The organism is Paraoerskovia marina DSM 21750 (genome assembly GCF_000701465.1).
Classification (GTDB): Bacteria; Actinomycetota; Actinomycetes; order Actinomycetales; family Cellulomonadaceae; genus Paraoerskovia; species Paraoerskovia marina.
Genome location: NZ_JNIY01000003.1, coordinates 1,129,986 through 1,149,783, shown reverse-complemented (window position 1 = coordinate 1,149,783; position 19,798 = coordinate 1,129,986). Strand labels below are relative to the sequence as shown.

The window sequence follows — 19,798 nt, the reverse complement described above, 5'->3', positions numbered from 1 at the left end:
GACGTGTCGTGCGGTGCGGACCGGCACCTTCCCGGTTCGCGACTGGCCGCCGAGGCGACCTCAAAGGTTCTGCTCCAGATGTGCGCGCAGGCCGCTCACGTCGACCGGGATCGTGACGCGCAGTGCGCGGGCGAACGAGCGCCGCTTCTCTGCACGGTCGAGGCATGCGAGATCCGCGTGGATCCACGCACCCCGGCCCGGAAGAGACCGGCGCACGTCGGGAACCAGCTCAGCGGTTCCTGACGACCCCGTGCGAGCGACCACACGAAGAAGAGCAGAACAGGACGTCCGCTCCCGGCAACCGACACACGTGCGCACAGGCCCGAGGGACAGTGGCGCCGTCGACGGCGTGCGGGAACTTCGCCCGTTCTCCTCCATGGTAACGCCTCGCCCCGGCGGAGTCAGCGGCCGTCGGGCACCGCGACGTCGTCGCCCGCACCCGCATCCTGGCCACCCTGGTCCGACTGGATGTCGATGCGCCACCCGGTGAGCTTCGCCGCAAGACGGGCGTTCTGCCCCTCCTTGCCGATGGCGAGCGAGAGCTGGTAGTCCGGGACGACGACACGCGCAGCCCGGGCCGCCGCGTCGACCACCGTGACAGACGTCACCCGCGCAGGCGACAGTGCCTGGGCGACGAACCGCGCGGGGTCGTCGCTGAAGTCGACGATGTCGATCTTCTCGCCGTGCAGCTCCGCCATCACGGCACGGACGCGCGAGCCGAGCGGGCCGATGCACGCACCCTTGGCGTTCAGCCCCTGCACGGTCGAGCGCACGGCCAGCTTGGTGCGGTGGCCCGCCTCGCGCGCGACGGCGACGATCTCGACGCTGCCGTCGGCGATCTCCGGCACCTCGAGCTCGAAGAGCTTGCGCACGAGCCCCGGGTGCGAGCGGCTCAGCATCACCTGGGCGCCCTTCGGCCCCCGGGCGACGTTGATCACCAGCGCGCGCAGACGTTCTCCGTGGACGTAGCGCTCCGTCGGGACCTGCTCGTGCGACGGGAGCACGGCCTCGGTGTCCCCGACGTCGACGAGCACCGTCCGCGGGTCGTTGCCCTGCTGGATGATTCCCGCGACGATCTCGCCCTCCTTGTCTCGGAACTGGCCGAGCACCTGGTCGTCCTCGGCGTCACGCAGACGCTGGATGATGACCTGACGCGCGGTCGCCGTGGCGATGCGGCCGAAGTTCGCGGGCGTGTCGTCGAACTCGGGCCCGGGCTCGGGCATCGGCGGGTAGACGCCGTCCTCGTCGGGCTCGGGGCGCTCGACCCGTTCCCGCGCCCAGACCGTGACGTGCCCGGAGCTGTCCAGCTCCACACGAGCGTCGGCGTAGGCGTCGGGCGTGCGGTGGTACGCGGACAGCAGCGCCGACTCGATCGCGGAGATCAGGACGCCGAGGCTGATGTCCCGTTCACGCTCGAGCATCCGGAGCGTGCTCATGTCGATGTCCATCAGGCCTCCTCATCCGCGCCGAATGCCTCGGCCGCGCGCTTGAGCTCTACCTCGACGTGCCCCACGGCGACGTCGGTGAGCGGAATCTGCGTCGACTCGTCGGAGCCGTCCGCCACACAGTGCAGCACGTCGTCGACGACGTCGACGAGGCGGGTCGTCGTGCTCGTACCGTCACGACGGTCGAGGCGCACCAGCCGGCCTCGTGCGCGCCGGAAGTGCCGCGGCGTCGTCAACGGTCGGGACGTGCCCGGGGTGCCGACCTCGAGAGTGTAGGCCCCGGGGAGGACGTCGGTCTCGTCGAGCGCGTCGGAGATCGCCCGCGACACGTCGGCGACGCCGTCGAGGTCGAGACTCCCGAGCTCGTCCTCCGGGAGGTCGACGACCACGCGCACGACAGACTTGCTCCCCGCCCTGCTCGTCCGCACCTCTTCGAGGAAGAGTCCTGCGTCGACGACGACCGGCGCTAGCAGGTCGTAAACCTCGCCGTCGGTGTGCCTGGCCATCTACATGCTCCTGGTCGGTCGCGCCCACCGGGCTCGATCCGACCGGTGTGCTGTTGTGGGCCCAGCCTATCTACTCCAGAGCGACGTCGCGGACGGAACCGGTCCGTGGGTCCGTGAGCATCGCCACCGTCCTGCGTGGCATGATCAGCATCGATGGACGCCGAACCCCTCTCCCCCACGGTGCCGACCCGACGCAGACGACTGGTGCGCGCCGTGCTCGGCGCCGCCGCCGTCGTCGCCCTGGCGGCCTGCGGAGTACGGATCGACACGCCGCCTCCCAGCGAGCCGTCCCCCGACACGCACGAGATCCTGCGGTCGACGGTCGTCGCCGACGCCCTGGACGTCGAACGGCTCGCCACCAGCGCCGCGGAGGGGACCGACGACGCGGACGTGAGCGCCGCACTGCTGCAGGCGGCCGCGTTCGCCCAGGCCCACGCCCAACAGCTCGGCGGCACCTACGAGTCCGGTCTCGCCGACGCGGCGGTCACACCGGAGGCGACCACCTCCCCCGACGACGAGGCCGCACGCGTGACGGACGTCGTCGAGGCTCTCGCCGGCGCCTCCGTGCGGGCCAGGGGCGCGGCGGACACCACGAACGACGGACCACTCGCTCGACTGCTCGCCTCGATCTCCACGTCCGACATCCTCGCGGCAGAGCAGCTCGGCGACCTCACGGGCGCCGAGCTGCCCGAGACCGTCGTCCCCACGACCGCCGTCGTTCCCGAGACACTCCCGAGCGGCGTCTCTGCAGCCGACCTCACGACGCTCGTGGAGGCCGAGGACGCCGCCGGCTACGTGTACGAGGTGCAGGCGGCGCGAACCGCGGACGCCGGTCGGGAACGTTCCGCCGACCGCGCCCCGATCCATCGTGACCGTGCCGACGACTGGGCCCGGCTGCTCGAGATCGACTCCACGGCGCAGGACCCTCGGAGCACGGCGTACGTGATGCCCGAGGCCGAGAGCGTCGCCGCCCGGGGCCAGCTCCTCGAGAACAACCTCGCGGCGTCCTACGCCAGTCTCGTCGGCACATCAGGCCCGAGCGGGCGGACCGAGCTGGTCGACCTCCTGGCCGACAGCAGCCGCAGCGCGGTCTCGTGGGGGGCACCGCTGACGGCGTTCCCCGGGCTCCCCGAGCAGGAGTAGGAGGGGGACGACGACGGGGCGGGTCCGACCACCGGTGGTCGGACCCGCCCCGTCGTGGTCTCGCCCTAGGCGAGCAGCTCGACGACCTGGCCGGTGACGTGCTCGACGACCTCGTCGACCGCGACCTTCTCGGGGTCGCCCCCGGCGCGCGGACGGACCTCGACGATCCCCTCGGCCAGCCCCCGGCCGACGACGACGATGAGCGGGACACCGAGCAGCTCGGCGTCCTTGAACTTCACACCCGGCGAGACCTTCGGTCGGTCGTCGTAGAGCACCTCGACGCCCTGGCCCGCGAGCCCGGCGACGATCCGCTCGGCCTCCTCGAAGACAGCCGCGTCCTTGCCGGTCGCGACCACGTGGACATGCGCGGGGGCGACCTGTGCCGGCCATGCCAGGCCGACGTCGTCGTGGTTCGCCTCGGCGAGGGCTGCCATGACCCGCGAGACACCGATCCCGTACGAGCCCATCGTCACGGTGACCTGCTTGCCGTTGACGTCGAGGACCTGCAGTCCGAGCGCACGCGCGTACTTGCGCCCAAGCTGGAAGATGTGTCCGATCTCGATGCCCCGTGCAAGCTCCAGAGGCCCCGAGCCGTCGGGCGCCGGGTCGCCGGCACGCACCTCGGCGGCCTCGATCGTCCCGTCGACGGCGAAGTCGCGTCCGACGGTCAGGTCGAAGACGTGCTGGCCGGACGAGTTGGCTCCCGTGATCCACCGGGTCCCCTCGACCACACGGGGGTCGACGAGGTAGCGGATCGCGGTGTCCTCGGGCGAGCCCACCTCGACACCGGCGGGCCGGACGTTGGGTCCGAGCACCTGGGGGCCGATGTATCCCTTGACGAGCAGCGGACGGGCGGCAAGGTCCTCCTCGGTGGCCGGTTCGACCTCGGCCGGCTCGAAGACTGCCGCGACACGCTTGAGGTCGACGTCCCGGTCTCCCGGCAGGCCCACGACGACGAGCTCGCGCTCACCGTCCGGGTGGGTCAGGGCCAGGACGACGTTCTTCAGTGTGTCGGCGGCCTCCCACGGCCGGTCCGGGCGCGGGTGCATCTCGTTCGCGACCTGCACGAGGCGCGCGATGGTCGGCGTCTCCGGCGTGTACTCGACGTGAGCCGCCGGGGCGTCGTCGTACGGCACCGGCTCGGGCGCCGGGGTCACCACGGCCTCGACGTTCGCCGTGTAGCCGCCGGGCGACCGGACGAAGGTGTCCTCGCCGATCGGCGTGGGGGTCAGGAACTCCTCGCTGCGCGAGCCGCCCATCGCGCCCGACGTCGCCGCGACAATGACGTAGTCGAGCCCGAGCCGCTCGAAGATGCGCTGGTAGGCGTCCCGCTGCAGCTGGTACGACGTGTCCAGACCCTCGTCGTCGACGTTGAACGAGTACGCGTCCTTCATGACGAACTCGCGGCCGCGGATCAGCCCGGCGCGCGGGCGCGCCTCGTCGCGGTACTTGGTCTGGATCTGGAACAGCGTGACCGGCAGGTCCTTGTACGAGGAGTACAGGTCCTTGACGAGGAGGGTGAACATCTCCTCGTGGGTGGGCGCGAGCAGGTAGTCCCCACCCCGGCGGTCGGCCAGGCGGAAGAGGTTCGACCCGTACTCCGCCCACCGGCCGGTCGCCTCGTAGGGGTCACGGGGCAGGAGCGCCGGGAAGTGCACCTCCTGCGCCCCCGCCGCGACCATCTCCTCCCGAACGACGGCCTCGACCTTCGCCAGAACGCGCAGCCCGAGCGGCAGCCAGGTGTAGATCCCCGGGGCTGCGCGACGCACGTAGCCCGCGCGCATCAGGAGACGATGACTCGCCACTTCCGCGTCGGCCGGATCTTCGCGCAGCGTGCGGACGAAGAGCGTGGACATGCGCAAGGGCTGGGGCAGCGTGGCTGCGACCGGACGAGCAGATGACATGTCGCAAGCGTACCTGCGCGCAGGCCCCGTTCGATGCCGCGACCGGGGGTGCGGTCGTCGTGATCTGCGACGCACCGCACCGCCCGCCACGGCGGTTGCCGACGCGCTACCCGAGGACCTCGTCGCGCGCCGCCACGAACGCCTCGACACACGCCTCGATCTGGTCGGACGTGTGCGCCGCCGACAGCTGGACGCGGATCCTCGCGCGACCGCGGGGCACGACCGGAAAGCTGAACGCGGTGACGTAGACGCCGCGGCGGTGCATCGCGTCGGCGACCCGGGCGGTGGCGGCCGCGTCCCCGAACATCACCGGGACGATGGGGTGGTCGCCCGGCAGCAGGTCGAATCCCTCCTCCGTCATCCGTCGACGGAAGTGAGCCGCGTTCTCACGCAGCGTCGCCCGCAGCTCACCCGAGCCCTCGACCAGCCGCAGCGCCTCGAGCGTGCCCGCGACGATCGTCGGGGCGAGGGCGTTGGAGAACAGGTACGGGCGCGCGCGCTGGCGCAGGAGGTCGACCACGGCACGGCTCGCCGCGACATACCCCCCGGACGCCCCGCCGAGCGCCTTGCCGAACGTCCCCGTGACGATGTCGACGCGATCCGCGACGCCGCAGGCCTCGGGCGTCCCGCTGCCTCGGTCGCCGAGCACCCCCACCGCGTGGGAGTCGTCGACGAGCACGAGGGCGTCGTACCGGTCGGCCAGGTCACAGATCTCTCGCAGCGGTGCCACGTAGCCGTCCATCGAGAAGACGCCGTCGGTGACGATCACCCGGAACCTCGCGTCCTGCGCCTCCACGAGCCTCGCCTCGAGATCGGCGACGTCGCGGTTCGCGTACCGGAGTCGCCGCGCCTTCGACAGCCGGATCCCGTCGATGATCGACGCGTGGTTGAGCTCGTCCGAGATGATCGCGTCGTCGGCGGTGAAGAGCGTCTCGAAGACACCGCCGTTCGCGTCGTAGCAGGAGGAGAAGAGGATCGTCGCCTCCGTCCCGAGATAGGAGGACAGCGCCTCCTCGAGGGCCGTGTGCTGGTCCTGGGTGCCGCAGATGAACCGCACGCTCGCGAGACCGTAGCCCCACTCGTCCAGCGCGCGGTGCGCCGCGTCGACGAGCCGGGGGTCGTCGGCCAGACCGAGGTAGTTGTTGGCGCAGAAGTTCAGGACCTCGTTGCCGCCCGTCGTGATCCGCGCGCCCTGAGGCCCGGTGATCCCGCGCTCGTGCTTCGTCAGCCCGGCCTTCTCGATCTCCGCCAGCTCTCCGGCCAGGTGATCGGTGAATCGTGTCCCCATCAGAGCTCCTCCCAGTTCAGCACGACCTTGCCGCCCCCACCTGAGGCTGCGGCGTCGAACCCCTCGCGCCATCGCGTCGCGGGGAAGCGGTCCGAGACGACCGCGGCGACCGACTCGCGCAGACGTGCGCTGGTCTCGAGCATCGCGCTCATCGCGTTCCACGTCTCGAACATCTCGCGACCGTAGATCCCCTTGATCGTCAGCATGTGCGTGACGACCGTGCCCCAGTCCACGGCGATGTCTCCGGTGGGCAGACCGAGCATGGCGATCCGACCCCCGTGGTTGAGGTTCGCGATCATCGCCGGGAGTGCCGACGGTGCACCGCTCATCTCGAAGCCGACGTCGAACCCCTCGCGCATCCGGAGGGCCTTCTGCACCCCGTCGATCGACTCGGTGCGGACGTCGATCGCCGCGTCGGCGCCCATCGCCAGAGCCAGCCGCAGCCGCTCGGGACTGATGTCGGTGCCGACGACGTGCCGGGCACCGACGTGACGGGCGACCGCGATCGACATGAGCCCGATGGGGCCGCACCCCGAGACGAGCACGTCCTCCCCCACGACGGGAAAGGCGAGCGCGGTGTGGACCGCGTTGCCCAACGGGTCGAACAGCGCTCCGACGTCGGGGGCGACGTCTGCCTGGTGCACCCACACGTTCGTCGCCGGCAGGGCGAGGTACTCGGCGAAGGCCCCGTCGCGCTGCACCCCGACGCTCTCGGTCCGGATGCACATCTGCTTGCGCCCGGCACGGCAGTTGCGGCACGTCCCGCACACCACGTGCCCCTCCCCGGAGACCCGGTCCCCCACGGTGACGTCGCGGACGCCGGAGCCGACCTCGACGACCTCGCCGTAGAACTCGTGCCCCGGGACGAGCGGCGCGGTGACGGTCGACGCGGCCCAGTCGTCCCACCTGTCGATGTGCAGGTCCGTGCCGCAGATTCCGGTACGCAGGACGCGGATGATCACGTCGTCCGGGCCGCCGTGCGGGTCTGGACGATCGGTCATCTCCAGGCCCGGCCCGGGTCCGGGCTTGTACAGTGCCTTCATCTTGTCCTCTCTCTGGTGCGCGCGGAGATCGTCCGCAGGTCTGACGCTACGCGGCGCCGTCTGCAGAAGCACACCTGGTCAGAAGAGGATCGTCGCGTAGGTCCCCACCCGCTCGAACCCCACCCGGTGGTATGCACGCAGCGCCGGTTCGTTCCAGGCGTTGACGTACAGCGAGACGACCGGTGCGAGAGCCGCCCGCACGTGGTGCACGACGGCCGCCATCCCCGGAACGGACAGCCCCTGCCCTCGCACCCGGGGCTCGACCCAGACGCCCTGGATCTGCGCGACCTGGGAGGTGAGGGCACCGACCTCCGCCTTGAACCCGATCCCGGCCGACGGGCCGTCGTGCAGCGGACGCACGAACGACCGCTCGTCACGAACGAGCGAGCGGACGCGCTGCTCGTACGCCCCACCGCTCGCGACCATCGGCGAGTAGCCGACCTCCTCCGTGAACATCCGGACGCACGCCGGGAGCAGCACGGGCATGTCGCGCAGGACTGCGCGCCGGACCCGTGGGTCCGGCGCGACCGCGGGCGGCCCGTCGATCGCGAGCGACGGCTGCTCGTCCCGGACCTCCCGCGCGGCGGGCCATGCATGGGCGAGCCGCTCCCAGAGACCCAGCGCGGCCGCGCGCTCGCCGACGATCGACGAGCTTCGTCTCCCGTGGCGGAGCGCGCGTCGGGCGAAGGCGTCCAGCGCGGCTCGGGACCCGTCCGGCACGACGGGTACGAGGTTCGCCCCGGCCCAGCAGATCGCCGTGAGCGCCCCGGCCGCTGGATAGCCCCACACCTCGCCCCCGGCTGCCGTCAGGCCGGACCGTCGGGCGACCTCGAGCCGGGCGGCGGCGAGCACCGAGGCGACGGGGTCGACCGCGCACACCGCGAGCGCCTCCGCGAGGTCTCCCGCTCGGAGCACGCGCGCCTCGTCGCGCACCGGAGGCCGGATCATGGACAGATTCTCCCCCGGCCCGGTCGGACGCGCCGCACGAGCCGTGTCAGCCGACGGTGACCGTGGGGGCACCCGCCTGCGCGTCGTTCTCGGGCGCCATGTCCTCGGCGATCCGCATCGCCTCCTCGATGAGCGTCTCGACGATCATCGCCTCGGGCACGGTCTTGATGACCTCGCCCTTGACGAAGATCTGGCCCTTGCCGTTGCCCGACGCGACGCCGAGATCGGCCTCACGGGCCTCGCCTGGCCCGTTGACGACGCAGCCCATCACGGCGACGCGCAGCGGCACCTCCATACCCTCGAGACCTGCGGTGACCTTCTCGGCGAGCGAGTACACGTCCACCTGGGCACGACCGCACGACGGGCACGAGACGATCTCGAGCTTGCGCGGGCGCAGGTTCAGCGACTGCAGGATCTGGATCCCGACCTTGACCTCCTCGACCGGAGGTGCGGAGAGCGAGACGCGGATGGTGTCGCCGATGCCCTGACTGAGCAGGGCTCCGAAGGCGGTCGCCGACTTGATGGTCCCCTGGAAGGCGGGGCCCGCCTCGGTGACGCCCAGGTGCAGCGGCCAGTCGCCACGCTGCGAGAGCAGCTCGTACGCGCGGACCATGATCACGGGGTCGTTGTGCTTCACGGAGATCTTGAAGTCGTGGAAGTCGTGCTCCTCGAAGAGGGACGCCTCCCAGACGGCGGACTCGACGAGCGCCTCCGGCGTCGCCTTGCCGTACTTGGCGAGCAGTCGCTTGTCGAGGGAGCCCGCGTTCACACCGATCCGCAGCGATGTGCCGTGGTCCTTGGCCGCCTGCGCGATCTCCTTGACCTGGTCGTCGAACTTCTTAATGTTACCGGGGTTCACGCGGACCGCGGCGCACCCTGCCTCGATCGCCGAGAACACGTACTTCGGCTGGAAGTGGATGTCGGCGATGACGGGGATCTGCGACTTGCGCGCGATGATCGGCAACGCGTCGGCATCGTCCTGCGTGGGGCAGGCCACCCGCACGATGTCGCAGCCCGAGGCGGTGAGCTCGGCGATCTGCTGCAACGTGGCGTTGACGTCGGTCGTCTTGGTCGTGGTCATCGACTGCACGCTGACCGGAGCGTCACCGCCGACGTCGACCTTCCCGACCTTGATCTTGCGCGTCGGCCGCCGCGGGGCGAGAACCGGCGGCGGTGCTTCGGGCATTCCCAGGTTGATCGAGTTCACCCGTCCATTATCCACCCCTGCGCCGGTCCTGGGGGCATTCACCCCAGGGTCACCGGGTCGACGACGTCCGCGTAGACGAGAAGCAGCCCCATCCCGACGAGGGCGACGAACATCACGTAGGCGACGGGCATCATGCGGGCGACGTCCGCGGGGCCCGGGCGGGGCAGCCCCCGCAACCGCGCGAGCTGCCGCTTGGCCCCCTCGTAGAGCGCGTTGACCACGTGCCCACCGTCGAGCGGGAGCAACGGGATCAGGTTGAAGACGAACAGGGCGATGTTGAGGGACGACAGGAGCAGGAGCATGGTGGCGACGCGGTCCATCACCGAGGCGTCGGCGGTCGCGACGTCGACGGCGATCCGCCCCGCCCCGACCGGCCCCATGATCGACGTCGTCGCCCGCTCCTGCTCGCCGAACGCGGACCTCGCGACGTCGACGACCTGGGCTGGCAGGGTGACGACCACGGCCGCCGTCGCGCTGATCTGGTCGCCCAGGGCCGTACCGACCTCGGACACCGGGACGGGCTGCCGCTCGACGGCGGACGAGATCCCGACGTAGCCGCCGGGATCCGTCACGGGCTCCCCGTCCGCGTCGAGGACGACGCTCCCGTCCTCGTCGTACCGGGGACGCTCGATCTCGCTCGGCGTGAGCGTCAGCTCGAGCTGAGCGCCGTCCCGTTGGACCACCACCTGCGTGGGTTCCCCCGCCGCGTCGTCGATGAGCCCGACGAGCTGGTCCCAGGACTCGACGTCGGTCCCACCGAAGGAGACGACGGTGTCCCCCGACCGAAGCCCCGCGGCTGCGGCCGGAGACTCGGGGTCTGACGCAGTGCACTCCGCGGTGCCGGACGTCGCGTCCCCCGACGCCACGCAGGGCACGACGGTGGCGACCGACGTGGTCGCCGTCGGCACGCCGATCCCGACCAGGACGACGAGCAGGAGGACGGCGGCGATCACGAGGTTCATCACGGGCCCGCCGAGCATGACGACCAGCTTCTTCGGGGTCGACAGGTTGTAGAACGCTCGACGCTCCTCGCCCGGACGGATCTCCTCGGTGCTGGCGTCGCGGGCATCGGCGACGATCTGACCGAAGAACGAGCTCGACGTCTTCGCCCCCTCGGGAGCCGGCGGGAACATGCCGACCATCCGGACGTATCCGCCGAGCGGGATCGCCTTCAGCCCGTACTCGGTCTCACCCCGCCGGCGCGACCAGAGCGTCGGCCCGAATCCGACCATGTACTGGCTGACGCGGACGCCGAACCGTTTGGCGGGGACCATGTGCCCCACCTCGTGGAGCGCGATGGACAGCAGCAGTCCCACCACCACCACGAGGATCCCGACGACCGTCGCAAGCATGAGTCCTCCTCTGTCCGCGCGTCAGCGACGCGCGAGAATCTCCCGCGCGGCGACACGCGCGCGCTGCTCCGCCTCGACGACCGCCTCGAGCGTGACGTCGGCCACCGAGGTGCCACGGTGCTCGGCCAGCACCCGCTCGACGGTCGTGACGATGTCGCCGAAACTCGCCCGGCCCCCGAGAAAGGCGTCGACGCACTCCTCGTTGGCCGCGTTGTACACGGCAGGATGCGTGGCGGACGCACTCGCGGCCTCGCGCGCCAGCCGGACGGCGGGGAAAGTCTCCTCGTCGAGCGGCTCGAACGTCCAGGACGTCGCCGCCGTCCAGTCGCACGGCGGCGCGACGGGGTCGAGCCGCTCGGGCCAGGACAGGCCCAGCGCGATCGGCAGCCGCATGTCCGGCGGAGAGGCTTGCGCGACGGTCGACCCGTCGACGAACTCGACCATCGAGTGCACCACCGACTGCGGATGGACCACGACGGTGATGTCGTCGGTCGGGACGTCGAAGAGCAGGTGCGCCTCGATCAGCTCCAGCCCCTTGTTCATCAAGCTGGCCGAGTTGATCGTCACCACGGGTCCCATCGACCAGGTCGGGTGCGTGAGCGCCTGCTCCGGGGTGACCTTCTTGACGTCCTCGGACGTCCAACCACGGAAAGGGCCGCCGGAGGCCGTCAGGATGATGCGGCGCACCTCAGCGGACGTCCCCGACCGCAGGCTCTGGGCGATCGCCGAGTGCTCGGAGTCGACCGGGACGATCTGGCCCGGCCGGCGCTGCGCGGCGTGCACGAGCGCTCCACCGACCACCAGGGACTCCTTGTTCGCGAGCGCGAGGGTCGACCCGGCCGTGAGCGCGGCGAGGGTGGGACGCAGGCCGACGGAGCCCGTGATGCCGTTGAGCACCACGTCGCTCCCCGACCCTGCCACGACAGTCGCTGCGTCGGGCCCGGCGAGGACCTCGACGTTCGGGACACCACGGTCGGCCAGTGCCTGCCGGAGCGCGTCCGCCCGCGTCGCGTCGGCGACCGCGACACGCTCGACACGGAGGTGCGCCGCCTGCGCGGCCAGGGTCTCGACGTCGGAACCGCCCGCGGAGATCGCCTCCACCCGGAACCTGTCCGGGTGCGCGTCGACGACGTCGATCGCCTGCGTGCCGATCGACCCCGTCGATCCGAGCAGCGTGACGGTGCGGGTCGCACCGGAGTCGGGGACGAGAACGTTGTCGGTCACGTCACTCGACGCCGAGCAGGACCTCGACGGCCCGTGAGCAGAAGGCGTCGACCGGACCCTCCGCATAGCCCTTCGGGCCCTTGCGACGGCGGAACACCGTGTCGCGCACCTCGGCGGCCGTCAACGGCACCTGGCGGTCGAAGTAGTCGACGAGCCGGTCGCACAGGTCGTCGACGTCGTCCATGTCGTAGGCGGGCTCCCCGCGGTCCGCCGGGACGAACCTCTTGCCGTCCGGGCGGCCGAGACGGTCGTAGAGCGTCCGCGCACGCCCCGCGAGCGCGTCCATCCAGGCCTGCTGACCGTGGACGGAGACGTAGGCGGCCCGTTGCCGCGCGATGAAGGCCGACTCGAGCCGGTCCAGAGCCGCGTCGACCTCGTGCGTCGAGTACCCGCCCCGCACCAGCTCGAAGGTCGCGGTCTGGATCTCCCCGGACGTCAGCGTCCGGTTCTCCCGCCCCTCGTACAACGCGCGCGCCTCGTCGAAGAAGTCGTCGACCTCGTCCTTCTCGTACCCCTTCTTGGTACGTGGCACAGTGCTGAACAGCGAACTCACTCGTCCTCCTCGGCTGCAAGCTGCCCACAGGCACCGTCGATGTCGCTGCCGCGGGTGTCACGGATCGTCGTCGGGATACCGTGCGCGCGCAATCGTGCCACGAACTCGTCCTCGACGTCACGGTCGCTCGCGGTCCAGATGGACCCCGGTGTCGGGTTCAGCGGGATGGGGTTCACGTGCACCCAGCCCCGACCCCGCTTGTTGAGCTTCTCCCCGAGCAGGTCGGCCCGCCACGCGTGGTCGTTCATGTCCTTGATCAGCGCGTACTCGATGCTGACCCGACGGCCCGTGACCTCGTAGTAGTGGTACGCGGCGTCGATGGCCTCGTCGACCGACCAGCGCGTGTTGATCGGCACGAGCTCGCTGCGGAGCTCGTCGTCCGGCGCGTGCAGCGACAGCGCGAGCGTGACGGGAATGCCCTCGTCGGCCAGCTTGCGCATCGCCGGCACGAGCCCGACCGTCGACACCGTGATGTTGCGGGCCGACATGCCGAACCCCTCGGGCGTCGGGGCCACGAGGCGCCGCACGGTCCCGATGACCGCACGATAGTTGGCCAACGGCTCTCCCATGCCCATGAAGACGAGGTTGTTGAGCCGCGTCGGTCCGCCGGGGATCTCGCCGTCGGCAAGGGACCGTGCCGCCGAGCGGACCTGCTCGACGATCTCGGCGACCGAGAGGTTGCGGGTCAGGCCGAGCTGACCGGTGGCGCAGAACGGGCAGGCCATCCCGCAACCCGCCTGGCTCGAGACGCACAGCGTCGACCGACTCGTGTAGCGCATGAGGACCGACTCGACCTTGACGTCGTCGAACAGGTGCCACAGCGTCTTGACCGTCGTGCCGCCGTCGGCCTGCATGGTGCGCTTGGCGGTCAGCAGTTCCGGGAACAGGTGTTCCGTCAACGTGTCGCGCGACGCCTTCGGCAGGTCCGTCATCGACTCGGGGTCACGCGTCAGGTGCGCGTAATAGTGGGTCGCGAGCTGCTTGGCACGGAACGGCTTCTCGCCGAGGCTCGTGACGACCTCGCGGACCTCGTCCGGGGTCAGGTCCGCGAAGTGGCGCGGCGGCTTCCCACGACGCTTCGCGGTGAAGGACAGCGGCAGCGGTGCCGTCTCGTCGGACGGCCGAACGGTGGGCCGCTCGAGCGCGACGGGCTCGCGCTGTGTCGGAGTGGTCGAGTGGCCGGCCATACAAGGCTCCCAGGGTCGGGTGCGGTGAGCGGACGAGGCGGTTCCTCAGAGCGCTACGGACAACATCAGGTACACGAACGGAGCCGTGATCATCATGGAGTCGAGCCGGTCCAGGAGACCTCCGTGCCCCGGCAGCAACGAACCCATGTCCTTCAATTCTAGATCGCGCTTGATCAACGACTCGGCGAGGTCGCCGACCGTCGCGGTCAGCGGGGTCACCAGACCGAGCGCGACGCCGATCCACGGGCTGATGCCGAAGCCCCACACGGCCGCACTCACTCCGACGAGGATCGCGAGGACGAACGAGCCGCCGAGGCCCTCCCACGACTTCTTCGGACTCACCGTCGGGGCGAGCGGATGGCGCCCGTAGAGGACCCCGGCGATGTACCCGCCCACGTCGTTCGACACGGCCAGCAGGATGAAGACGAGGACCTGGAGCCGCCCCTGGGGCTCCGAGAGCATCAGCATGACGAAGCCGGCCATGAAAGGCAGGTAGGTCGCCGCGAACGCGGCGGCAGCGACGTCGCGCAGCGCACCCGGTCCGGGCCCGTCGATGAGCCGCCAGACGACGGAGCCCGCGACCGTCAGCAGGTACGAGACCATCAGCGCCTCGGACCCCGACGTATACGTCGAGACGATGATCCCCGTCGATCCGACGATCAGCGGCACCATCGGCAGATGGATGCCGCGGCGCGTGAACGCCCGGCCCAGCTCCCAGAGGGCGCCGCCGACCGCGACGACGGCGAGCCCGACGAACAGCTCGGGCCGGTACCCGAGGCTGACCGCGACGACCAGGAGGAGACCGACCCCGACCGCGATCGCGACGGGCAGGTTGCGGCCCGCGCGTGGTTGGCGGCCCGCCGGGGTGGAGAGCGGCTCGGCAGTCATCAGACCTCGAGCAGTTCGCTCTCCTTGGCGGCAAGAATCACGTCGACCTCGTCGACATGACGCTTGGTGAGCGCCTCGAGCTCCTTCTCGGCGCGCGAACCCTCGTCCTCGCCGGCGTCGCCGTCCTTGACGAGGCGGTCCAGCTGATCCTTGGCCTTGCGACGGACGGAGCGGATCGAGACCTTGGCGTCCTCGGCCTTCGTCTTCGCCAGCTTCACGAAGTCACGGCGCCGCTCCTCGGTCAGGGCGGGCAGGGCGATGCGGATGACGTTGCCGTCGTTCGACGGGTTCACCCCGAGGTCGGAGTCGCGCAGAGCCTTCTCGATGGCGGTCATCGCCGACTTGTCGAACGGTGCGATGACGACGGTCCGGGCCTCGGGGATCTGGAACGACGCGAGCTGCTGCAGCGGCGTCGGAGCCCCGTAGTAGTCCACGGTGATCTTCGCGAACATGCCCGAGCTCGCGCGTCCACTGCGAATGCCGGCGAAGTCTTCCTTCGCGACCTCGACAGCCTTGTCCATCTTTTCCTCGGCCTCGAGGAGGGTCTCGTCGATCACGTGCGCTCCTTCAGCGGTACAGCTCGTCGTCGCCCGCGCGGCGCACGGACGGGGGTGGATGCCGTCAGGCAGCCGTTACCAGTGTCCCAATGTTCTCACCCTGCAGCGCCCGCGTGACGTTGCCGGGCTCGCCCATACCGAACACGCGCATGCGCACGTCGTTGTCCCGGCACAGGCTCATCGCGGTCGCGTCCATCACGCCGAGGTCGTCGACGAGTGCACGCGTGTACGTCAGGTGGTCCAGCTTCTCGGCAGCGGGGTCCGTCCGGGGGTCCGAGGTGTAGACACCGTCGACACCGTTCTTTCCCATCAGGACCTCGTCACACCGCACCTCGAGCGCGCGCTGCGCCGAGACGGTGTCCGTCGAGAAGTAGGGCATCCCCGCGCCCGCGCCGAAGATGACGACACGGCCCTTCTCCAGGTGCCGGATCGCGCGAAGCGGGATGTAGGGCTCGGCGACCTGCCCCATGGTGATCGCGGTCTGGACGCGTGTCGTCGTGCCGGCCTGCTCCAGAAAGTCCTGGAGCGCGAGGCAGTTCATGACCGTTCCGAGCATGCCCATGTAGTCGGCGCGTGCCCGGTCCATCCCCGCCTTGGAGAGGTCGGCCCCGCGGAAGAAGTTCCCGCCGCCGACGACGATGGCGACCTGGATCCCGTCGGCGACAGCGACGGAGATCTCCCGTGCGACGCGCTGGACGACGTCGGCGTCAAGCCCGACGGCGCCTCCTCCGAAGGTCTCGCCCGACAGCTTGAGCAAGACCCGTCGTGCCTGCGTCCTTGAGTCGGTCACCGCATCCACCGTCCTTCGTCCGTTCAGCAAAACGTGTCGGATCCTCGCAGGTGCGAGGTCCGTGGGTGCACGTCGGCCCGGCCAATCGAAATTAGCCGGGCCGACGTGGCGTGGTCAGTTGCCGACGCGGAAACGGACGAACGAGGTGAGCGAACCCCCGGCGCCCTCGAGCGTCTGCTTCACCGTCTGCTTCGGGTCCTTCGCCAGCGGCTGCTCGAGGAGCACCGCCTGCTTGAAGTACCCGTTGAGGCGGCCCTCGATGATCTTCGGGAGCGCTGCCTCGGGCTTGCCCTCGTTGCGCGAGGTCTCCTCGGCGATACGGCGCTCGTTGGCGACCGTGTCGGCCGGGACGTCGTCGCGCGAGAGGAACTCGGGCGACATCGCGGCGATGTGCTGCGCGATGTCCTTGGCAACGGCCTCGCCTGCTGCGTCCGTCGCCACGACGGCGGCGATCGACGGCGGCAGGTCCTTGGCGGTGCGGTGCAGGTAGGCGGTGACCTTCTCACCCTCGACGCGCGCGACGCGACGCAGGACGATCTTCTCGCCCATGGTGGCGGCGGCGCCGTTGATGACGTCACCCACGGTCCCGTCGGCCGTCGGCGCGGCAAGTGCGGCGTCGAGGTCCTGGGCGCCGGCTGCCGCGACGGCCGCGAGGACCGTGTTCGCGAGCTCGATGAACTTCTCGTTCTTGGCGACGAAGTCGGTCTCGGAGTTGATCTCGACGATCGTGGCGACCTGGCCGCCGTCGACGTCGTCGACCTGGACGGCGACAAGACCCTCGGAGGTCGTGTTGCCCTCGCGCTTGGCCACGCCCTTCAGGCCCTTGACGCGGATGATCTCGAGGGCCTTCTCGGCGTTGCCGTCAGCCTCGTCGAGCGCCTTCTTGACGTCGAGCATGCCGGCGCCGGTGCGCTCACGGAGCGCCTTGATGTCAGCAGCGGTGTAGTTCGCCATGTCTGCTTCCTTACGTTAGTCGACGGATCGTGCCGGGCGAGGCCCCGGGCGCGCGACGCGCTCCGGGGCCTCGTCGGATCACTTCTCGGTGGGCTCTGCAGCCTCGGCGGCCGGGGCGGCGTCAGCGGCAGGCGCTTCCTCCGCGGCCGGGGTCTCCTCGGCGGCGGCCTCGGCCGGTGCCTCCGGGGCGGACGGCTCGGCAGCAGCGTCGGCGGCGGGAGCCTCGGCGGCGGCCTCGGCCGGCGCAGCGGTCTCCTCGGAGCCGGTGAGCAGCTCTTGCTCCCACTCGGCGAGCGGCTCGGCGTCGGCAGACTCCTCGCCCTTCGAACCCTGGTGGCGCTTGATGGTGCCCTCGGCGACGGCGTCGGCGATCACACGCGTCAGCAGCGTGACGGAACGGATCGCGTCGTCGTTGCCCGGGATCTTGTAGTCGACGACGTCAGGGTCGCAGTTCGTGTCGAGGATCGCGACGATCGGGATGCGCAGCTTGCGCGCCTCGTCGACGGCGAGGTGCTCCTTGTTCGTGTCGACGATCCAGACGGCGGAGGGGACCTTCGCCATGTCGCGGATACCACCGAGGGTACGGACGAGCTTGTCCTTCTCGCGGCGGAGGACGAGGAGCTCCTTCTTGGTCAGACCCGACGCGGCGACGTCGTCGAAGTCGATCTCCTCGAGCTCCTTCATGCGCTGCAGGCGCTTGTGCACCGTGCCGAAGTTGGTCAGCATGCCACCGAGCCAGCGGTGGTTGACGTAGGGCATCCCGACGCGAGCGGCCTGCTCGGCGATGGGCTCCTGGGCCTGGCGCTTGGTGCCGACGAAGAGGATCGTCCCGCCGTGGGCGACGGTCTCCTTCACGAACTCGTAGGCACGGTCGATGTACGACAGCGACTGCTGCAGGTCGACGATGTAGATGCCGTTGCGCTCGGTGAAGATGAAGCGCTTCATCTTCGGGTTCCAACGGCGGGTCTGGTGTCCGAAGTGGACACCGCTCTCGAGGAGCTGGCGCATGGTCACGACGGCCATGGCACGTCCTTTCACGCGCGGCCGGGGGCCGCGCACCAAATCTGCGCGGTCGCGCACGGCGCGACCGCTGTTGCGGTTGTCAGCACGGGCCGGCGGCCCGTCCTCCTGGTGTCGTGGCTCGCCGACGCCGAGGAGACCTCGGACCGATGTCTGGCTCGCCCTCCCTCGTGGGAGCGGACGACACGCGATGTCGACCGGTCAGACGCACCGGTCGCATCGAAGAGTCTACCGGACGCGGCGTGTGTTCTCAGCCGCCAGCCATGTCCACAGGGTCACAGCGACGCGCAGCGTCCACAGCGCCGAGTCCACGCGACCCTGCGGGCGCCCGGCCGGACCACGATACGAGGATGAGACGTCGAACGGTGCACGCCGTCACGGGTGTCGTGCTCGCGACTGCTGTCGTCGTGGCCGGGCTCTCGCGCCCGGCCACCTCAGGCCCACCGGCGGCCGCACCGTGGCCGGCGCCCGGCGAGTGGTGCGCGCCTGCGTCGTGCACCGCGGTGGCCGACGTGGTGCGAGGCTTCGACCCGCCGCTCCAGGACTGGCTCCCTGGCCATCGCGGTGTCGACGTCGTCGCACCGCCGGGGACGTCGGTCGCCGCGCCGGCTGCCGGGACAGTGACGTTCGCGGGTGCCGTCGGCGGCCGGCCGGTCCTCGTCCTGGAGCACGACGACGGCCGACGCAGCACCCTGGAACCGGTCGAGTCCGACCTGGTGCAGGGCGAGACCGTGGCCCGCGGGCAGGTCGTCGGAGTCGCGGGGACGACGGGTATGCACTGCTCGTCCTGCCTGCACTGGGGCGTGAGGGAGGACGAGGTCTACGTCGACCCGCTCCTCCTCCTTGACGGAGGACCGATCGTCCTGCTGTCGACTAGGCCCGAGGGAACGCCTGCTCGAACGAGGCCCTGAGCCGGTCGGCGCTCACGTGCGTGTACCGCTCCGTCGTCGCCAGGCTGGAGTGGCCGAGCACCTCCTGGACGCTGCGCAGGTCGGACCCGCCCTCGAGGAGGTGTGTCGCGGCACTGTGCCGCAGGTCGTGCGGACCGATGTCGTCCACGCCGGCCCGGGCTGCGCACGCATGCACGCACTCGCGGAGCCGACGCTGCGACCACCGGCCCCCTCGGTCACCGAGCAGCAGGGCTGCTCCGGAGTCCGGCCGTACCAGCGTGGGCCGGACACCTAACCATGCCCGGACCGCACGCGCCGCCGGGACACCGAACGGCACGACCCGTTCCTTCGCCCCCTTGCCCATCACGCGGAGGGTCCTCTCGTCGAGGTCGACGTCGTCGACGTCGACCCCCACCAGCTCGCCGACACGCGCACCGGTGGCGTAGAGGAGCTCGACCGCTGCCCAGGCCCGGACGTCGGCCGGTTCGCCCGACTCCGCCGACGCCTTGACGTTCTCCATGAGGTGCGCGGCAGGGTCCACCCCGAGGACGGTCGGCAGCGCCTTCGGCACGCGTGGCGTCGCCAGTCGAACCGCCGGGTCCACGTCGGACCGCCCGGTGCGGCGCATCCACGCGAAGAACGCCCGCAACGCCGCTCCACGACGCGCGAGCGAGGACCGTGCCGCGCCTCCGTCCGCCATCGCCCCGAGCCAGCCGCGGACGACGGTCAGCGTGACCTGATCCGGCTCGCCATGACCCTGGTCACGGCACCAGAGGGCGAAGGCCTCCACGTCTCCGAGGTACGCCCGCACGGTGTGGTCCGAGAGTCCCCGCTCGACGGCGAGGTGGTCGCCGAAGGCGAGGATGTCGCGCTCTGTCGGCACCGGCGATGAGGTCATA

General features: G+C 70.6%; 20 protein-coding genes. 2 read left to right on the top strand and 18 right to left on the bottom strand.

Annotation, left to right across the window (positions count from 1 at the left end; translation table 11 throughout):
* Nucleotides 1-60: 60 nt before the first annotated feature.
* Genes Q343_RS13870 through rimP form a run of 3 tightly spaced genes read right to left on the bottom strand, consistent with a single transcriptional unit; the run spans nucleotide 61 to nucleotide 1,951 of the window.
* Nucleotides 61-378, bottom strand: a complete 318-nt coding sequence (locus Q343_RS13870) for a YlxR family protein (RefSeq protein WP_052366876.1) — start codon at nucleotides 376-378, stop codon at nucleotides 61-63.
* Between the two features lie 23 nt (nucleotides 379-401).
* Nucleotides 402-1,448, bottom strand: a complete 1,047-nt coding sequence (gene nusA / locus Q343_RS0105455) for a transcription termination factor NusA (protein WP_029252575.1) — start codon at nucleotides 1,446-1,448, stop codon at nucleotides 402-404.
* Nucleotides 1,448-1,951 (bottom strand): ribosome maturation factor RimP, encoded by a 504-nt coding sequence (gene rimP, locus Q343_RS0105450; RefSeq protein WP_029252574.1) that lies wholly within the window; start codon nucleotides 1,949-1,951, stop codon nucleotides 1,448-1,450. Before rimP ends, nusA begins: the two co-directional genes overlap by 1 nt.
* Nucleotides 1,952-2,104: 153 nt before the next feature.
* Between rimP and Q343_RS0105445 the strand changes: the two genes are divergently transcribed.
* Nucleotides 2,105-3,094, top strand: coding sequence for a DUF4439 domain-containing protein (locus Q343_RS0105445; protein ID WP_043109274.1), 990 nt, complete (start codon nucleotides 2,105-2,107; stop codon nucleotides 3,092-3,094).
* 65 nt (nucleotides 3,095-3,159) lie between these two features.
* On the opposite strand, the gene Q343_RS0105440 is transcribed toward Q343_RS0105445, so the two are convergent.
* From Q343_RS0105440 to rpsB, 14 genes are all read right to left on the bottom strand, one after another.
* Nucleotides 3,160-4,998: a proline--tRNA ligase gene (locus Q343_RS0105440; RefSeq protein WP_052366875.1), complete on the bottom strand. Its 1,839-nt coding sequence runs from the start codon at nucleotides 4,996-4,998 to the stop codon at nucleotides 3,160-3,162.
* 106 nt (nucleotides 4,999-5,104) lie between these two features.
* Nucleotides 5,105-6,286, bottom strand: a complete 1,182-nt coding sequence (locus Q343_RS0105435) for a glycine C-acetyltransferase (RefSeq protein WP_029252571.1) — start codon at nucleotides 6,284-6,286, stop codon at nucleotides 5,105-5,107.
* A complete protein-coding gene (gene tdh, locus Q343_RS0105430; RefSeq protein WP_029252570.1) occupies nucleotides 6,286-7,329 on the bottom strand; it encodes an L-threonine 3-dehydrogenase in 1,044 nt (347 codons plus the stop codon). The genes Q343_RS0105435 and tdh overlap by 1 nt, the downstream gene beginning before the upstream one ends.
* 78 nt (nucleotides 7,330-7,407) lie before the next feature.
* On the bottom strand, nucleotides 7,408-8,277 hold the full coding sequence (locus Q343_RS0105425; protein WP_029252569.1) for a GNAT family N-acetyltransferase: 870 nt from the start codon (nucleotides 8,275-8,277) through the stop codon (nucleotides 7,408-7,410).
* Between the two features lie 46 nt (nucleotides 8,278-8,323).
* Nucleotides 8,324-9,463 (bottom strand): flavodoxin-dependent (E)-4-hydroxy-3-methylbut-2-enyl-diphosphate synthase, encoded by a 1,140-nt coding sequence (ispG, locus tag Q343_RS0105420; protein WP_029252568.1) that lies wholly within the window; start codon nucleotides 9,461-9,463, stop codon nucleotides 8,324-8,326.
* A gap of 59 nt (nucleotides 9,464-9,522) precedes the next feature.
* The gene (locus Q343_RS0105415) at nucleotides 9,523-10,836 is read right to left on the bottom strand and encodes a M50 family metallopeptidase (RefSeq protein ID WP_029252567.1); all 1,314 of its coding nucleotides are present in this window, start codon (nucleotides 10,834-10,836) and stop codon (nucleotides 9,523-9,525) included.
* A gap of 21 nt (nucleotides 10,837-10,857) precedes the next feature.
* Entirely contained in the window at nucleotides 10,858-12,060 is a 1,203-nt protein-coding gene (dxr, locus tag Q343_RS0105410; protein WP_052366874.1) for a 1-deoxy-D-xylulose-5-phosphate reductoisomerase, read from the bottom strand.
* Between the two features lies 1 nt (nucleotide 12,061).
* Complete coding sequence (locus tag Q343_RS0105405) at nucleotides 12,062-12,613, bottom strand: DivIVA domain-containing protein (RefSeq protein WP_029252565.1); 552 nt, start codon at nucleotides 12,611-12,613, stop codon at nucleotides 12,062-12,064.
* On the bottom strand, nucleotides 12,610-13,800 hold the full coding sequence (gene rlmN, locus Q343_RS0105400; protein WP_081829618.1) for a dual-specificity RNA methyltransferase RlmN: 1,191 nt from the start codon (nucleotides 13,798-13,800) through the stop codon (nucleotides 12,610-12,612). Before rlmN ends, Q343_RS0105405 begins: the two co-directional genes overlap by 4 nt.
* Nucleotides 13,801-13,845: 45 nt before the next feature.
* Nucleotides 13,846-14,688 (bottom strand): phosphatidate cytidylyltransferase, encoded by an 843-nt coding sequence (locus Q343_RS0105395; RefSeq protein ID WP_029252563.1) that lies wholly within the window; start codon nucleotides 14,686-14,688, stop codon nucleotides 13,846-13,848.
* Nucleotides 14,688-15,245: a ribosome recycling factor gene (gene frr, locus Q343_RS0105390; RefSeq protein ID WP_029252562.1), complete on the bottom strand. Its 558-nt coding sequence runs from the start codon at nucleotides 15,243-15,245 to the stop codon at nucleotides 14,688-14,690. The genes Q343_RS0105395 and frr overlap by 1 nt, the downstream gene beginning before the upstream one ends.
* 64 nt (nucleotides 15,246-15,309) lie before the next feature.
* Nucleotides 15,310-16,035 (bottom strand): UMP kinase, encoded by a 726-nt coding sequence (gene pyrH / locus Q343_RS0105385; protein WP_029252561.1) that lies wholly within the window; start codon nucleotides 16,033-16,035, stop codon nucleotides 15,310-15,312.
* A gap of 114 nt (nucleotides 16,036-16,149) precedes the next feature.
* A complete protein-coding gene (tsf, locus tag Q343_RS0105380) occupies nucleotides 16,150-16,989 on the bottom strand; it encodes a translation elongation factor Ts (RefSeq protein WP_029252560.1) in 840 nt (279 codons plus the stop codon).
* Nucleotides 16,990-17,067: 78 nt separating this feature from the next.
* Nucleotides 17,068-18,012 carry a 30S ribosomal protein S2 gene (rpsB, locus tag Q343_RS0105375; protein WP_029252559.1) on the bottom strand — a complete coding sequence of 315 codons (945 nt, stop codon included), beginning with the start codon at nucleotides 18,010-18,012 and terminating at the stop codon, nucleotides 17,068-17,070.
* Nucleotides 18,013-18,359: 347 nt separating this feature from the next.
* Between rpsB and Q343_RS0105370 the strand changes: the two genes are divergently transcribed.
* Nucleotides 18,360-18,920 carry a M23 family metallopeptidase gene (locus tag Q343_RS0105370; protein WP_081829617.1) on the top strand — a complete coding sequence of 187 codons (561 nt, stop codon included), beginning with the start codon at nucleotides 18,360-18,362 and terminating at the stop codon, nucleotides 18,918-18,920.
* On the opposite strand, the gene Q343_RS0105365 is transcribed toward Q343_RS0105370, so the two are convergent.
* Entirely contained in the window at nucleotides 18,883-19,797 is a 915-nt protein-coding gene (locus tag Q343_RS0105365; RefSeq protein ID WP_029252557.1) for a tyrosine recombinase XerC, read from the bottom strand. The genes Q343_RS0105370 and Q343_RS0105365 overlap by 38 nt on opposite strands.
* Nucleotide 19,798 lies beyond the last annotated feature (1 nt).

Excerpts from the sequence above, each read along its gene's own strand:
- Q343_RS13870 (WP_052366876.1), bottom strand. The coding sequence starts at position 378 with ATGGAGGAGAACGGGCGAAGTTCCCGCACGCCGTCGACGGCGCCACTG.
- nusA (WP_029252575.1), bottom strand. The coding sequence starts at position 1,448 with ATGGACATCGACATGAGCACGCTCCGGATGCTCGAGCGTGAACGGGAC.
- rimP (WP_029252574.1), bottom strand. The coding sequence starts at position 1,951 with ATGGCCAGGCACACCGACGGCGAGGTTTACGACCTGCTAGCGCCGGTC.
- Q343_RS0105445 (WP_043109274.1), top strand. The coding sequence starts at position 2,105 with ATGGACGCCGAACCCCTCTCCCCCACGGTGCCGACCCGACGCAGACGA.
- Q343_RS0105440 (WP_052366875.1), bottom strand. The coding sequence starts at position 4,998 with ATGTCATCTGCTCGTCCGGTCGCAGCCACGCTGCCCCAGCCCTTGCGC.
- Q343_RS0105435 (WP_029252571.1), bottom strand. The coding sequence starts at position 6,286 with ATGGGGACACGATTCACCGATCACCTGGCCGGAGAGCTGGCGGAGATC.
- tdh (WP_029252570.1), bottom strand. The coding sequence starts at position 7,329 with ATGAAGGCACTGTACAAGCCCGGACCCGGGCCGGGCCTGGAGATGACC.
- Q343_RS0105425 (WP_029252569.1), bottom strand. The coding sequence starts at position 8,277 with ATGATCCGGCCTCCGGTGCGCGACGAGGCGCGCGTGCTCCGAGCGGGA.
- ispG (WP_029252568.1), bottom strand. The coding sequence starts at position 9,463 with ATGCCCGAAGCACCGCCGCCGGTTCTCGCCCCGCGGCGGCCGACGCGC.
- Q343_RS0105415 (WP_029252567.1), bottom strand. The coding sequence starts at position 10,836 with ATGCTTGCGACGGTCGTCGGGATCCTCGTGGTGGTGGTGGGACTGCTG.
- rlmN (WP_081829618.1), bottom strand. The coding sequence starts at position 13,800 with ATGGCCGGCCACTCGACCACTCCGACACAGCGCGAGCCCGTCGCGCTC.
- Q343_RS0105395 (WP_029252563.1), bottom strand. The coding sequence starts at position 14,688 with ATGACTGCCGAGCCGCTCTCCACCCCGGCGGGCCGCCAACCACGCGCG.
- tsf (WP_029252560.1), bottom strand. The coding sequence starts at position 16,989 with ATGGCGAACTACACCGCTGCTGACATCAAGGCGCTCCGTGAGCGCACC.
- rpsB (WP_029252559.1), bottom strand. The coding sequence starts at position 18,012 with ATGGCCGTCGTGACCATGCGCCAGCTCCTCGAGAGCGGTGTCCACTTC.
- Q343_RS0105370 (WP_081829617.1), top strand. The coding sequence starts at position 18,360 with ATGAGACGTCGAACGGTGCACGCCGTCACGGGTGTCGTGCTCGCGACT.
- Q343_RS0105365 (WP_029252557.1), bottom strand. The coding sequence starts at position 19,797 with ATGACCTCATCGCCGGTGCCGACAGAGCGCGACATCCTCGCCTTCGGC.